Source organism: Methanobrevibacter sp. (assembly GCF_030539875.1).
Lineage (GTDB): Archaea > Methanobacteriota > Methanobacteria > Methanobacteriales > Methanobacteriaceae > Methanocatella.
The window spans coordinates 1-13,113 of sequence record NZ_JAUNXI010000022.1 but is presented as its reverse complement, the minus strand read 5'-3'; the positions used below and the strand labels follow the sequence as shown (position 1 = coordinate 13,113).

Here is a 13,113-nt window from a genome sequence, read left to right as displayed (position 1 = left end):
ATTATTGAAACTTTAAGCTGCCAGCAGAGGCATAAACTTATCAATGAAGGAGGTATCCGGATATGATATTCATTGCCAAAGGTATTTTAAAACTCACAAAACCGAATCCCATTTAAAATGCAAAACAAAGTAATTATTGGTTTTAAAAATGAGTTAGCTATTTAAAATATAAAATAAAAAACTAAGAAACATGACTGAAGTTTCTTATATTAACCCATTATCCAACGAAGGACGGACCATCATTCGCAGTTACGGTGATTTAAATCAGATATTCAGTGAAGATGAAACTTTAATAGATATCTGTACCCATACTCCAAATCAGAAGATTTCAGATGAATCTTTTATCCCGAAATCATACTATGACCTGGCATTTAAACGTGTCCAATGGGCAATTGAGAAGAAAAACAACAGAAACTTCACACAATCCGAATTCGAATTTCTAACAAACAGCGATTTATACACTCAGGATGTAGTTACATTCCACATCCTATGCCAGGCAATAGCCATTCAATTTAATGTCGGATCGCCTGAAACAAGGTTATTTGTTGAATCACAGGGAACACTCATTATTGAGCGTCTCTCCAAAATACCTCCAATGACAAGAGCCGAGATTATAGATGAAGTCTTAAATGAAGTTAAAATTGACGGCGCCATAAGCTGGAAATCACTTAAAGAGATAATAGCTTCAAAAAAGCTTAAATTAACCGATTTGTTAATAGATGATGGAGATATAATACTTCAGCAGGATGATTTTATAGAAAGGTTTTCAGGAGAATTTCATGACAGAAACCCCGAGAGAATGTACAATATTCTAATTGGAGATAAAGTTAAAGAGCAGATTCTCTCAAGGTTAATCATGCAGAAAACCGAAGAATACATCAAAAGAATTAAGGAAATGTCTGCAAGAGTTGAAATACATCCGGCTATTTTAAAAATCAGTGAAGAATTAAAGAAATTCATTCCAGATGAAATAAGCAAATACAACCAGTATTATGCAGGAAGCGGCGGAATCTACGGCAGCGTCAAAGGAGGAAAATTAAATCCCGATGCATTTCCTCCATGCATCCAGGAAACAGTTAAAGGAGTGTCTTCAGGAGGACGTAACGATGCAATTGTGCTTTTATTAACATCATTTGCATCATATGCAAGACTATATCCAAGAATTTTTGCATCAGATGAAAGCGTTAAAGTTTCAGATATGGATCCTGATTTAAAAATTACGGAAAACGAGATTTTGCCTCTGATTTTTGATGCAGCAGACAAATGCAGCCCGCCTCTATTTGACGACCAGCCACAGGAAAAAATTAACATCATATCAAAGCTTGGTTTTGGAATGCATGAAAGATTAGACATCAATCATGAGGGGGAAACAAAATGGTATACTCCAATGAGCTGTGAGAAAATAAAAATACATCTGCCTAACCTCTGCCATCCGGACAAGTCCTGTAAGGGAATAAACAACCCTCTGTCATGTTACGGACGTAGAAAATACCAGCTTGACAATGCTCCTAAAGACGAATCATAAGCTGTTTTGTGAAAACATAAATGGATTGTGATTTTCATAAATCGCATCATAATATTTATTCAAAATGGCAGATTCCCACATGTTGTAGTTATCTCGTTCTGTTTTTTCAAATTGATATGCCAACAGTCCGATTTTGCGCTCATCTTCATCAATGCCCTTTAACCGGCAGAATTCAGATATGATGTCCGGAATATATTCGCTTGGATCGCTGCTGCTGAATTCTAAAAAATCCTCATATTCTTCATTTGAAAAGAAATCTTCTTCATCAACAGGGTCTTCATGAGATTCGATAGTGAACAAATCAATATAAACATTATCTATAAATGAAAGGTCGTTTAAATCTATTCCGACTCCATAGACTTTACCGTTTTCTAAATTTAACCTGGTATGACCTGTTTTAATTCCGCACTGCCAGTTTTCATAAGCGGGTTTTACGATTTCTTCAGGTGTTAAAGCTGATAAGATAACTTTTAATTGCTCGACTCCGATTACTTCAACTATATCTTCCATGAAAATAGTTTAATCATTATAATTAATAAAAGTGTGTGAAAAAATTACTATGCAAATGCACACTTACCCAATAAATAAATACTTTAAGAAAGTAATTTATAATCATGTTCTCTAAGGCTACACTTAAAGAGAGAAGACAATATTATCGTGAAGAATGGTCTGTTAAAGACTTGCCAGACTTCATATCTGCTGATTTAAAAAAAAGGGAATTCGGTTTTGACCATAACGGAAGAGGACCCAATGACAGATACAAGGTATTTAGAGGAAGTGAGTCTTTAGGAAAATTCTTAAAATACAAAGCTCCCTTTGCAGCTTACATATCAGTGGCATTCTACAATAATCCGAAACGAAGAGGAGACTGGCTGAAAGCCGAGTATATCTTTGATGTTGATGCAAAAGACATTCCGATTAGAAGCTGCCAATGTAACGGAGTTTGTGAAACTTGTCTTGGTGAAGCTTTAGAAATTGTCAACTCCTTAATTGACACGCTACAGTCAGATTTGGGTCTTAAAAACATACATCTGATTTATTCAGGAAGAGGATACCACATCAGGATTTTAGATGAGGAAATGATGCTTGCAAACAGCGAACTTAGATCTGAAGTTTTAAAATATGTTGCAGGTGCCGAAGTTCCAAAATCCCAGTTTATGAATTCCGAAGTTTCAAATCAGAGCTTTAACTTTGAGCATTTCACGATCCCGATCGGTTATTCAAAGATTTTTACACAAAAGGTAAAATATAATATTCTGCATTTAGTTGGAAATGAAAAAATTGACGGAATTAATCCTAAACTGATGAAGGACATAATAGCTTCAAGACATCACCTTGAAAATGATGACTGGGGCTATTTCAAAAGGGATATCGGCCCCAGAAGATACAAGAATCTTGTTGAGGCCATGGCACGCGTCAATTTATCAACTATTGATGCAAAAGTATCAATTGATTTGAAAAGAATTTTAAGGCTTCCCTCCTCACTCCATTCAAAGGTAAGTATGAAATGTATGGAAGTTAAGGACAGGGAAAATTTTGACCCCTTTGACAAGGCGGTTCCTAAATTTGTATATGAGAGAAAAGGTGTATAATATGGATGAAGTTTTAAGAGATATACTTAGAAAAAATAAGTATTTTGAAGAAATAAACGAAAACAGATTTATTCCCGAGTTTTTGGGATTGATTGTTAATGGCGTTGTAGTATATCATGTTAATTGGATTGACATTATTGAAAAAGAAGTAATATTTATGCATAAAGATATTCAAACACATCCCATAGCTTCACTTGTATTGGAAAACCTTAATTCATTAATGATTATCACTAACGACGGAATAAAAGAAGTAATATGATTAATTTAACGCTTTATCGCTTTCAAGACATTTTTCCTTTATTTTCTCAGAGATTTCTTCAGCTGACCCGTCAGCCGGCACAACAGTCCAATTGTAAGTGAATTTCTGTGACCTTAAACGGTTTTTTTTAAGGGATTCAATATTTTCAAACATTTCAATATCTTCGCTGCGGCTATTAATTCTTCTGAGAGATTCTTCAGGAGTGATATCTAAAAAGAACATGCAGTCGGATGTTGGAAGAACGAATGCCACGATTTTATATATTATTGTATTTATTGCATCCGGAAGATACATTACAGCCAAAATGTATCTTGAAAAAATCAGCACGTCAACATCATCGCTATGACTATATTTTACAACTGACCTGACCGCATCAAGGCCATAATAAACTGTTGCAAGAAAATGGTTGAACTTGCCTCTTTTTAATAGTGCCTTTTTCGATTTTCGGCCAAATCGGTTATCACTGCAGGGATGGGACCTGACAACCACATCACGGCCCTGTTTTTCATACATTTCAGCCAGTAGCCTAACCTGCGTATCCTTACCTGATCCGTCCAACCCGTCAATGACAATAAATTTATTCATTTAAGCACCAGATTACTGAATAGGATAAAACTCAGTGTACTTGGAATTCCTCTCAATCGGATTTCTGTTTAAATCTGTAACAAGTCTGCTTAGAGAATCAATTGATGCTTCAACCCCATCAGGTGCACCTGAGGCTTCTGACAATTCATCGCCACCCAATGTTCCTCCAAGGTCATTAGCACCGGCAGTTAAGGATACCTGAGCAAATCTATAACCCATCTTTACCCATGATACCTGGATATTCGGGATTAAATCTCTAAGCATCAATCTTGAAACGGCATATAATTTTAAATCCTGTGTTCCGGTAGCTCCAAAGTTTGATTGTCCCTCTAAAAAGATTGGCGAATACTCATGCATAAATGTCATTGGGATAAATTCTGTAAATCCATGTGTTTCTTCCTGTATTTTTCTAATGATGTCGATGTGTTCTACCCTTTCTTCTATAGTTTCGACATGACCATACATGATTGTTGCAGAACCAGGAATGCCCACTTCATGAGCTGTTTTAACAATGTCTATCCATTCTGCAACACTTACTTTTTCAGGACAAATAATTTCTCTTGAGCGGTCGGTTAAGATTTCAGCAGCAGTGCCTGGCAGTGTGTCAAGACCTGCATCACGCAGTCTCTCACATCCTTCAGCAATATCTATTCCGGACACCATGCAGGCATCGCTAATCATGGTTGGTGAAAATCCGTGAACCATAACCTTAGGATATTCGTCTTTTAATATGTGAATCAGATGCTCGTAGTATTCAATATCTGCATCGGGAAGCACCCCTCCCATCAGACAGAACTCATGAGCTCCCTTTTCAACAGCTCCCTGAGCTTTCCTAAGTATCGCCTCATCATCAAGGATATATGCGTCAGGATCATCTGCATCCCTTCCAAATGCACAAAAACCGCACCTTACAGTACATATATTTGTAAAATTGATATTACAGTTATTAATGAATGTTACATTATCCCCAACGATTTCGCGCCTTAAATGATTTGCTGTTGCAAGCAGCGGATAAAAATCAGTGCCGTTAGTGTTCATCAGGTAATTTGCTTCCTCAACACTGATTGGTTCATCAAGAGATTTAGTTAAAATCTTATCTGTTTTAGAAGAAATTGGTAATTTATCAAACATAAATTTATTTTAGTGTTAAGTTTAATAAAAAGGTTGCTATTTAAATATGAGTTAATTAGACTGAAAAAATGATATAAATAGAATTATCAAGTAATCAAATAGCTTTTTATAATAAATTTTACAAAATTAATCCTATAATACAAGAAGTGATACGATGGATAGTAACGAAGCTATATTTAACGGACTTAAAGATGCTGGAATTGACTTTATCGTAAGCGTTCCATGCGTTAACCTATCAAAATTATTAAACATGATTGATGAAGATGGCGAAATTACACACGTTCCAGTTACCCGTGAGGAAGAAGGAATAGGAATATGTGCCGGAGCTTACCTTGGAGGCATGAAACCGGCTATTTTAATGCAAAATTCAGGACTTGGAAATTCAATCAATGGACTGAAATCCCTAACTGAACTATATGAATTCCCTCTGCTTATGATAATGAGCCATAGAGGAACCGAAGGGGAAAATATCTGCGGGCAAGTTCCCATGGGCGAGTCAACACCGCTGCTTTTAAAAGCCATGGACTACAAGTTCTTCAAGCCTGCACACCCCGAAGGAGCATATGAAGATGTAAAGGAAGCATGGGATTTGTCAAAAGAGGAAGGAAAACCTGTTAGTGTATTATTGGAAATTAAATATTGGTGATAACATGGCAAGAAGAGAAGCTATTGAAGAGATAATGAAATATATTGACGATGAACTGGTCATATGCAACATCGGATTTCCATCAAGGGAACTGTATGATATTAAAGACAGACAAAAAAACTTTTACATGATCGGGTCAATGGGTCTTGCATCATCTATCGGTCTTGGCCTTGCATTAGCAAAACCTAACGAAGACATTGTTGTGATTGACGGAGACGGTGCCCTTTTAATGAACATGGGATCAATGGTAACAGTATTTGCAAACAATCCCAAAAATCTAACATGGATTGTAATTGACAACGGAGCTTACGGCTCAACTGGCAATCAGGACACCTACGCACAAAAACTTGATCTGGTTGATGTTGCAAGAGGCGTTGGATTTAAAAACAGCCATAACTTCAAAGATATTAATCTAAAAGAGTTCATCAGAAGTGATGATGCAAGTTTTATAGTATACACAACAGACAGCGGAAACTCAAATGCAGCGATAATCGACTTAACTCCGATTGAGATTAAAAACAGGTTTATGAATTCCATTTAAAGACAAAAATATGTATAAATTATTATTAACTAAATCTAAAAGAATATAATTGATATATAAAGATTAAATAGTTAAAATAGACAAATAAAAGCATGGAAAATATAGAAATTTATGAGCTCCTAGGTTATGTTAAAATATCCCCCTACAGAACCAATACCTTAAAGATAATTAGTGATGATTTAAAAATGCCTTCCGAAATAGCAAAAGAACTTAATGTAAAAACCAGCCAGGTATCATCAGCACTTCACGATTTAAAAGAAAAAGATTTAGTAATCTGTGTAAATGAGGAAGTAAGGAAAGGAAGGCTCTACAAATGCACAGATTTGGGAAAGGAAATCATAAAAAAATTATAGAAGCTATCTATTTAGCTTCATCTAATTCTGCTATTTTTTTATCAAATTCTATAAACTTGCGGGCAAGTCCTGAGTAGTATGGAATGTAAACTTTTGAAAATGTAATTCTTTCAGGATTTTCACCTAACTCGGCGATTCTGTCCTTAACATTCTGAATTTTACGTTCCACTTCACCATACATCAAGTCTCCAGGAAACTCTCCGATGAATAATCCGTCAGCACCATTTTCAAGTGCATACTGAATATGTCTTGGACGCACACGGTTTACGGAAATTACTTTAATGATATGAATTGAATCAGGATAAGACAATCTGTTTACACCAATATTATCAGCAGCAGTATAACCGATATTGTCCAAAAATACCAGTATCATACGCTGGCCTTCACGTTTTTTAGACAAAACTCCTTTAATGGTTGATGTGATTTTCTCATCAATATTACCGTTGATTGTAATGGCTCTCTGATTACATCCAATAAGACATTTACCGCAACCGTTACAGCTCATCGGGTTAATGTAGACCTCATCATCCTGTATATTCATAGATTTATAATTGCATCTCTTTACACATTCACCGCAAAGTATACATTTTTCACGGTCAATTTCTGCAATAAACGGCTCAATTTCCACTCCGCCATAATTGTATTCGCTGACTTTAGAAGCGGCAGCTATTCCCTGCATGATCGAATCTGTAATGTCTTTTGGATCATGTGCAGTGCCGCATACAAATATTCCCTGAACGTCAGTTGCAACAGGCTTGATTTTTGGATGGGATTCTTTGATAAATCCGTCTTCAGTAGTGCCTACATTTAAAATCTCTGCAATTTCCTTAGTGCCCTGTGACGGTTCCATTGCTGTTGAAAGCACAACCATATCAGCCTCAATTTCAACAAATTCACCTTTGATTGTATCTTCAGTTCTTACAATAAAATTGTCTCCTTTTTTAACCACTTCACCAGGACGGCCTCTGAGGAAACGAACTTCATTTTCCTGAGTGTGCTTATAATACTTTTCAAACATTCCAGGAGTTCTGATATCAGTATAACAAATTAAAACATCAGTATCAGGGTATTTATGTTTAATGATATTGGCGTTTTTTAAAGCTACTGTACAGCATATTTTCGAACAGTACCTGTGACCGTCAGGCTTTTCGTCTCTTGAGCCGACACACTGAATCATTACAACACGTTTTGGAACCTCACCGTTAGCTTTTAAAAGCTTTCCTTTAGTCGGCCCATTAACACCAGTAATACGGCCCAGTTCCGACTGTGTTATTACATCATCATAACGATTGTATCCATACTCCGGTCTTTTATCCATATCGAACAGTTGATGGCCGGTTGCTACAATTATTGAACCGACCTGAAGAGGAATTCTTTCAGATTTGCTTTTAAGCCTGATGGCTTTCATATTACACTGTCTAAAACAATCCCCGCATTTGGAGCAGTTATCCATATCAATTACATAAGCTTCAGGATAGGACTGGCCAAATGGCCTGTAGATAGCTTTTCTCATTGAGAGATTATCATTCCAGTCATCCGGAACTTCAATTTCACAGACTTCAGCACATTTGCCGCATCCAATACATTTTTCCACATCAACATATCTTGGAGACTTTTCTAAAATTAAATTATAGGTTCCTCCGCGCCTTTCAGCTTCAATGACTTTGGTGTTGGTTAAAACCTCAATATTTTCATTCCAAACAAGTTCATTTAAAATCGGATTTAAAAGACACATTCCGCACTCTTCAGCTATTTTGACAGGTGAGAACACCTTACCTATTTTGGCCATCTGCCCTCCAATTGAAGGGGACTGTTCAATTAAAGTAACTTTAGTTCCCTGTTTTGCAAGGGACAGTGCAGCATTCATTCCGGCTATTCCACCACCAATAACTGCAACTTCCTTTGGAGTCTGACAATAGATAGGATCAACTGCATCGGACTGTTTTATCTTTTCGATTGAAGCGTTGATTAAAGTAATGGCCTTATGGGTTGCTCTGTCTTTATCTGAGTGTACCCATGAGCACTGCTCTCTGATATTTGCCATGTCCATTAAATAGGGATTCAAAGGTTTGATGTAATCCTGAAATGTTTTTTCATGACTTATCGGTGAACATGCCGCAATTACAATACGGTCAAGACCATGGTCAAAAATTGCATCACGGATTAATTTACGTCCATTAAGGGAACATAAATTTACAAACTGCCCGATGAATTCAACATCAAGTGATTCTTTTACTTTTTCCAAATCAATAGTATCTGAAATATTTCCACCACATTCACATAAAAACACGCCAACTTTTAAATCGTCCTTCATTTGTCGACCTCCTTCAATTGTTTGATTACAGAATCGATTGGTACTGTATGAGCTTTTACACCAATAACTTTATCAAAGTCGCCGCCCATGGCAAGGGCAATAAACTGTGCTATGTTTAGATGTATAGCCTTGAAATTTCTGCCTTCCCTTTTGCTTATTAAATGCTGATATCTGTCAAACTGAATATGGCAATTCGGACATAAGTGAACTAAAATATCCACATCTTCATCTTCAATTGCATTCATCTTATCAGCTGTTGCTGTAAATGACAATTCAGGATTTGAGTATCTTTGTCTAAAACCGGTTCCACATGTTGCCCGCTTGTAATCATACCATCCTATTGTTTTGCATCCGCAGGCTTCAACCAGCTCATCAAGAATATTTGGGTCTCTAACGCCGCCGATAGTGTCTTCATAATGCACTTTGCAATAATGGCAACCATGGTGGGTTGCTATTGTATAATCGCTTAAATCATATTTGATATGGTCTCTTATCTGGTCTTTTTTACCATATAAAATATCAACAACATGGAAAATGTTTTCGGTAGGTTTTAAATCATCTTTTTCATATTTAAGGTGAGATAATCCGTTGTCTTCAAACAGTTGGTTAATGTGATTTCTCAGCTCATCCTTATTATTAAGTAATTTCACTGATTTTTTATTGATTGCATAGCATGTTGCGCAAATCATAACCAGGTTTTTACGGTTCAGTTCCTTGGCTATTTTAAAATTACGCACTCCAATTGCAGTTGTATCAATTTGATTAAATACATCAGAATAATGTCCAAGTCCGGTACAGCAGGTCTGTTTTTCAGAAATCCCATAATCTATTCCAAGCTTATCAAATACAAACTTTGTTGATGCTTCAACACCGGGATACTCTACACTGACAAGGCAACTTCTAAATAAAAGAATATCACTATCAGGAATCTTTTTCATTTTTCTCAACCTTGTGTTGCTCTTATTTTTTCTATTTTATCTTTAAATCCTGTTATTGTTAAAATTTTACTTACTTCATCAATAACTTCCTTTGAGGGCATTAATGGAGGGTCCAAATCCAGTTCATCTCTTATTTCATCCAAATGTAATCTGAACTCCCACCATCCAGGAACATCACGTTTAATATCCTTAAAAAATATTTCGGGAATTGCACCGATTGCCGCTGTAAAATATGAATCGGCAAAACCCATATACTCATAAAGCTTATCGTAGCCCATTTCATTTTCAATAGCAAACTGCTTTAATATCTGGTTTACTTCACATACGCTGTTTCCAACAGGACATACGCTATGGCATGTATAACAATAAAAACAGTTCCAGATAGAATCATCTTCTAAAATTGAAATATCACCATCCAAAACTCTTTCAATAATATCGCGAGGATTATAATCTGAATGTTGAGCTGCAGGACAGGTAGAAGTGCACATCCCGCATTGAACACATTTTAAAACACCTTCCTCCTTTGAATTTTTAACATCTTCAATGATGTGTTCGGCAAAATCAATGGGTGAGTCAGTAATTTTCTGCATGTAAACACCTTATAATTTAAACTCCTGATTTTGAATCATTTTCTTTAATTTCAATGATAATTTATTGGCCCTTAATCTATCAGACTGTCTGCAGATTATTGGAATATTGACATCTTTATTATTGATTGTCAAATCAACACTTCCTGTATTCATGTCAAATGCTTCGTTGGGACAATAATTGGCACACATTCCGCATCCGAAACAGTAAGCGAGATTCAGTCTTTCACCTGCAAATGCATTTGTTGGACATATTTCCTCTACAATACATGAATCACATTCAAGACATTTGCTCCTGTCATACTGAGGCCTTAAGCTATAGTCCGCCCATAGTTTTTTGTAATTTGTCTCATCAAGAGGCAGATGACGTCCTTTAATATCCGATACCGGAATATCGACTTCATCATCAGTTATAAGCAAATTGTTATAAATCTCCTCATTCAATACAGGTATTGGAACCGCCACAGTATCATAAACTTCTCCGCCCTGGCCTGTTTTAAAACCACCAATATAATATGAATCCATTTGAGTCAAATCCGCTGACAGCATCAGGTTCGGTTTTTCAGGAGAAGACCTTGTTCCGTTTCCAAGCACATACCCCTGAGCCCCATTTAAAAGAACCCTTGTACCTTCCTTTATAACGTTTTGGGAAATGTCGTTTTGAAGAGGATTTAAATCTCCGCATCCGGAAAATGTTAATCCTCTTAAGTTTCCTTCAAGAGCAACTGCAGAAAAAATCGATGAAACTGCCTTGTTGTGAGGGTTTGTAAATGCAGTGTAATTTTTAAATGCCATACGGGCACCAATTATCTGTGCTCTTGTAATATCTTTTAAGGATATTGAATTTTCAATAGTCTTGCCTTCCGCACTTTCAATTCTCACATCAATCTCTTTTCCTTCAAGAATGTCTTTTAGCAGGAATCCTCCACCATAACTTTCATCGTAAATTGAATGTGCTGTTCCGTGAAGAATCACATCAACAGACCCCAGCCATTCGTTCGGACAAGGCCCTGCATATGCCGGAACTCCGTTTAAGTAAACTTCATTTGCCCTTATGAATATTCCTGGATCAGTTGCTATAAAGTTCAATATAGCAGCAGTACCGCTCATTACACCACAGGTTCCGCAGGTAACCACATCCACTTCATCAAAACTTGGTGTTTCATCATTTTTTATGAGCTTTTTAAATTCTTCAGCGGTGAAAATATTAGCATCATCATTGATAATTTTTTGGTTTATTTCATCAATTGTCCTATTTTTACTCAATTAAACCATTCCACTATATTTTTCCAAAAGTGTCTCCTCTCAAACCTCTTCTTAAAGTTTCAAGAGATGTGATTTCATCACTGGAAATATTTCCCAAGTTAACTGTATTTCCAAGTTTTAAAATGAAAAATACCTGCTGATTCTTATTTGGAGCTTCCCAAAGGATTTTATCACCATCGATGCTGTTTAAAATAACATCAATCTCATCTTCTTTTGCATCACCGTCTTTATCGAATATTCCAATATTCTTTCCGCCTTCACGAGACTCGACAATGACCAGTGATGAACCTGCTTCAAGTTCATCTTTCATATATTTTATACGTTCATCAATAGTTAATTCATCATCTAATACAGGGTCTTTCTTTCCAACTTCAGATACCACTTCAAAACCTGCTTCCTTTGCTTTTCTGATACAGTCCAACTTATCTTCATGAGGAATGAAAACTGTTCCGTCAGATATTTCAATACATGGAAATCCCAAATAATGGGCTTCGGCGAAGAATTCTTCAAGCTTTCCTTTTGTGTATGCAAGTTCGAATAATGTTCCTCCAGTATATGGAATTACATCATGAGCCTTATACATTTCAACTTTTGATTTAATTATATCCTGCTCATGAACAATTGATGTTCCCCATCCGAATTTAACATAATCCACATGCTCGCCAGATATATCCATAAGACTAGTTGCAGTTTCAAGACCTAATCCTTTGTCTAGAACCATAGTTAAACCAGAAGTTCTTGGTTTTTCTTTCCTATTTACAGATAAAAATTCAAAAGATTTCAAAATATCACTCAAGTTTAATTCTTAAAAATAAACTACATAACAATAGTTATTTTTTTAATTTACAATTATAATAATTAATTGTATATAATTATTATATTAAGATTTTGATTTAAAAAAAAATGGATAAATAAAAAAATTATTTTGCACCAAGTTCCGCTTCAGATCTTTCTACTAAATCTGAAAGAGAATTGCGCACATTATCCGGAATGGATGTATTATCCTTATCAGCCATTAACTGAGCAATAATTTTACATAGAACAAAAATGGCATGTTTATGTTCTGCTTTTGTCTTATGAATATGATGAGGGCTTATTTTGAGAGAAATATATTCACTGCAATCATTTGTAATTTGGTCATCTTCAGCTAAGTATTTTAAAACATAAACAAAAAATTGATGTAATTGAATCATTTCGTCTTTATACAATATTATCCCACCCGTTATTAACTAATACTAGTTAGTTAAAACTTAAATCCAATTTTTATATAAGTTATTATTTAATTTTAATCCTATTTAAATATTGCATTTAAAAATAATTTGGCACTTTCAAGAACTTAAGTGATTTTTAGTAAATCGCATTATTCTCATCCCAAT

General features: G+C 35.6%; 15 protein-coding genes. 6 read left to right on the top strand and 9 right to left on the bottom strand.

Features of this window, described 5'->3' with window-relative positions; translation table 11 throughout:
- The first annotated feature begins 190 nt into the window (after nt 1-190).
- A complete protein-coding gene (locus tag Q4Q16_RS08165; RefSeq protein ID WP_303347234.1) occupies nt 191-1,525 on the top strand; it encodes a DNA primase in 1,335 nt (444 codons plus the stop codon).
- On the opposite strand, the gene Q4Q16_RS08160 is transcribed toward Q4Q16_RS08165, so the two are convergent.
- On the bottom strand, nt 1,520-2,035 hold the full coding sequence (locus Q4Q16_RS08160) for a hypothetical protein (protein WP_303347233.1): 516 nt from the start codon (nt 2,033-2,035) through the stop codon (nt 1,520-1,522). The genes Q4Q16_RS08165 and Q4Q16_RS08160 overlap by 6 nt on opposite strands.
- Nucleotides 2,036-2,139: 104 nt before the next feature.
- Here Q4Q16_RS08160 and priS point away from each other — a divergent pair, with 104 nt between their 5' ends.
- Nucleotides 2,140-3,117, top strand: coding sequence for a DNA primase catalytic subunit PriS (gene priS, locus Q4Q16_RS08155; protein ID WP_303347232.1), 978 nt, complete (start codon nt 2,140-2,142; stop codon nt 3,115-3,117).
- 1 nt (nt 3,118) lies between these two features.
- Nucleotides 3,119-3,376, top strand: coding sequence for a hypothetical protein (locus Q4Q16_RS08150; protein ID WP_303347231.1), 258 nt, complete (start codon nt 3,119-3,121; stop codon nt 3,374-3,376).
- Here the strand turns inward: Q4Q16_RS08150 and Q4Q16_RS08145 are convergent, their stop codons facing one another.
- Together Q4Q16_RS08145 and cofH are read right to left on the bottom strand one after the other, a co-directional pair.
- Nucleotides 3,377-3,961 (bottom strand): thymidylate kinase, encoded by a 585-nt coding sequence (locus Q4Q16_RS08145; protein ID WP_303347230.1) that lies wholly within the window; start codon nt 3,959-3,961, stop codon nt 3,377-3,379.
- A gap of 12 nt (nt 3,962-3,973) precedes the next feature.
- Nucleotides 3,974-5,092 (bottom strand): 5-amino-6-(D-ribitylamino)uracil--L-tyrosine 4-hydroxyphenyl transferase CofH, encoded by a 1,119-nt coding sequence (cofH, locus tag Q4Q16_RS08140; RefSeq protein ID WP_303347229.1) that lies wholly within the window; start codon nt 5,090-5,092, stop codon nt 3,974-3,976.
- 154 nt (nt 5,093-5,246) lie between these two features.
- On the opposite strand from cofH, the gene comD reads away from it, so the two are divergent.
- From comD to Q4Q16_RS08125, 3 genes are all read left to right on the top strand, one after another.
- Complete coding sequence (gene comD, locus Q4Q16_RS08135) at nt 5,247-5,738, top strand: sulfopyruvate decarboxylase subunit alpha (protein ID WP_303347228.1); 492 nt, start codon at nt 5,247-5,249, stop codon at nt 5,736-5,738.
- 4 nt (nt 5,739-5,742) lie between these two features.
- Nucleotides 5,743-6,279, top strand: coding sequence for a sulfopyruvate decarboxylase subunit beta (gene comE, locus Q4Q16_RS08130; protein WP_303347227.1), 537 nt, complete (start codon nt 5,743-5,745; stop codon nt 6,277-6,279).
- 92 nt (nt 6,280-6,371) lie between these two features.
- Nucleotides 6,372-6,632, top strand: coding sequence for a MarR family transcriptional regulator (locus tag Q4Q16_RS08125; RefSeq protein WP_303347226.1), 261 nt, complete (start codon nt 6,372-6,374; stop codon nt 6,630-6,632).
- Nucleotides 6,633-6,639: 7 nt separating this feature from the next.
- Here Q4Q16_RS08125 and hdrA read toward each other — a convergent pair whose 3' ends face one another.
- The 6 genes from hdrA to Q4Q16_RS08095 form a co-directional block, all read right to left on the bottom strand.
- A complete protein-coding gene (gene hdrA / locus Q4Q16_RS08120) occupies nt 6,640-8,946 on the bottom strand; it encodes a ferredoxin:CoB-CoM heterodisulfide reductase subunit HdrA (RefSeq protein WP_303347225.1) in 2,307 nt (768 codons plus the stop codon).
- Entirely contained in the window at nt 8,943-9,884 is a 942-nt protein-coding gene (gene hdrB / locus Q4Q16_RS08115; protein WP_303347224.1) for a ferredoxin:CoB-CoM heterodisulfide reductase subunit HdrB, read from the bottom strand. The genes hdrA and hdrB overlap by 4 nt, the downstream gene beginning before the upstream one ends.
- Nucleotides 9,885-9,889: 5 nt before the next feature.
- Nucleotides 9,890-10,474, bottom strand: coding sequence for a ferredoxin:CoB-CoM heterodisulfide reductase subunit HdrC (gene hdrC / locus Q4Q16_RS08110; RefSeq protein WP_303347223.1), 585 nt, complete (start codon nt 10,472-10,474; stop codon nt 9,890-9,892).
- A gap of 9 nt (nt 10,475-10,483) precedes the next feature.
- Nucleotides 10,484-11,737: a methanogenesis marker 16 metalloprotein gene (locus tag Q4Q16_RS08105; RefSeq protein ID WP_303347222.1), complete on the bottom strand. Its 1,254-nt coding sequence runs from the start codon at nt 11,735-11,737 to the stop codon at nt 10,484-10,486.
- 13 nt (nt 11,738-11,750) lie between these two features.
- Nucleotides 11,751-12,521, bottom strand: coding sequence for a phosphosulfolactate synthase (gene comA, locus Q4Q16_RS08100; RefSeq protein ID WP_303347221.1), 771 nt, complete (start codon nt 12,519-12,521; stop codon nt 11,751-11,753).
- Between the two features lie 136 nt (nt 12,522-12,657).
- Complete coding sequence (locus Q4Q16_RS08095; protein ID WP_303347220.1) at nt 12,658-12,945, bottom strand: UPF0058 family protein; 288 nt, start codon at nt 12,943-12,945, stop codon at nt 12,658-12,660.
- Between the last annotated feature and the right edge of the window lie 168 nt (nt 12,946-13,113).

Coding starts and splice junctions, on each gene's coding strand:
- hdrB (WP_303347224.1), bottom strand. CDS start 9,884: ATGAAAAAGATTCCTGATAGTGATATTCTTTTATTTAGAAGTTGCCTT.
- Q4Q16_RS08160 (WP_303347233.1), bottom strand. CDS start 2,035: ATGGAAGATATAGTTGAAGTAATCGGAGTCGAGCAATTAAAAGTTATC.
- Q4Q16_RS08145 (WP_303347230.1), bottom strand. CDS start 3,961: ATGAATAAATTTATTGTCATTGACGGGTTGGACGGATCAGGTAAGGAT.
- cofH (WP_303347229.1), bottom strand. CDS start 5,092: ATGTTTGATAAATTACCAATTTCTTCTAAAACAGATAAGATTTTAACT.
- Q4Q16_RS08165 (WP_303347234.1), top strand. CDS start 191: ATGACTGAAGTTTCTTATATTAACCCATTATCCAACGAAGGACGGACC.
- Q4Q16_RS08150 (WP_303347231.1), top strand. CDS start 3,119: ATGGATGAAGTTTTAAGAGATATACTTAGAAAAAATAAGTATTTTGAA.
- priS (WP_303347232.1), top strand. CDS start 2,140: ATGTTCTCTAAGGCTACACTTAAAGAGAGAAGACAATATTATCGTGAA.
- Q4Q16_RS08125 (WP_303347226.1), top strand. CDS start 6,372: ATGGAAAATATAGAAATTTATGAGCTCCTAGGTTATGTTAAAATATCC.
- hdrC (WP_303347223.1), bottom strand. CDS start 10,474: ATGCAGAAAATTACTGACTCACCCATTGATTTTGCCGAACACATCATT.
- comE (WP_303347227.1), top strand. CDS start 5,743: ATGGCAAGAAGAGAAGCTATTGAAGAGATAATGAAATATATTGACGAT.
- comD (WP_303347228.1), top strand. CDS start 5,247: ATGGATAGTAACGAAGCTATATTTAACGGACTTAAAGATGCTGGAATT.
- hdrA (WP_303347225.1), bottom strand. CDS start 8,946: ATGAAGGACGATTTAAAAGTTGGCGTGTTTTTATGTGAATGTGGTGGA.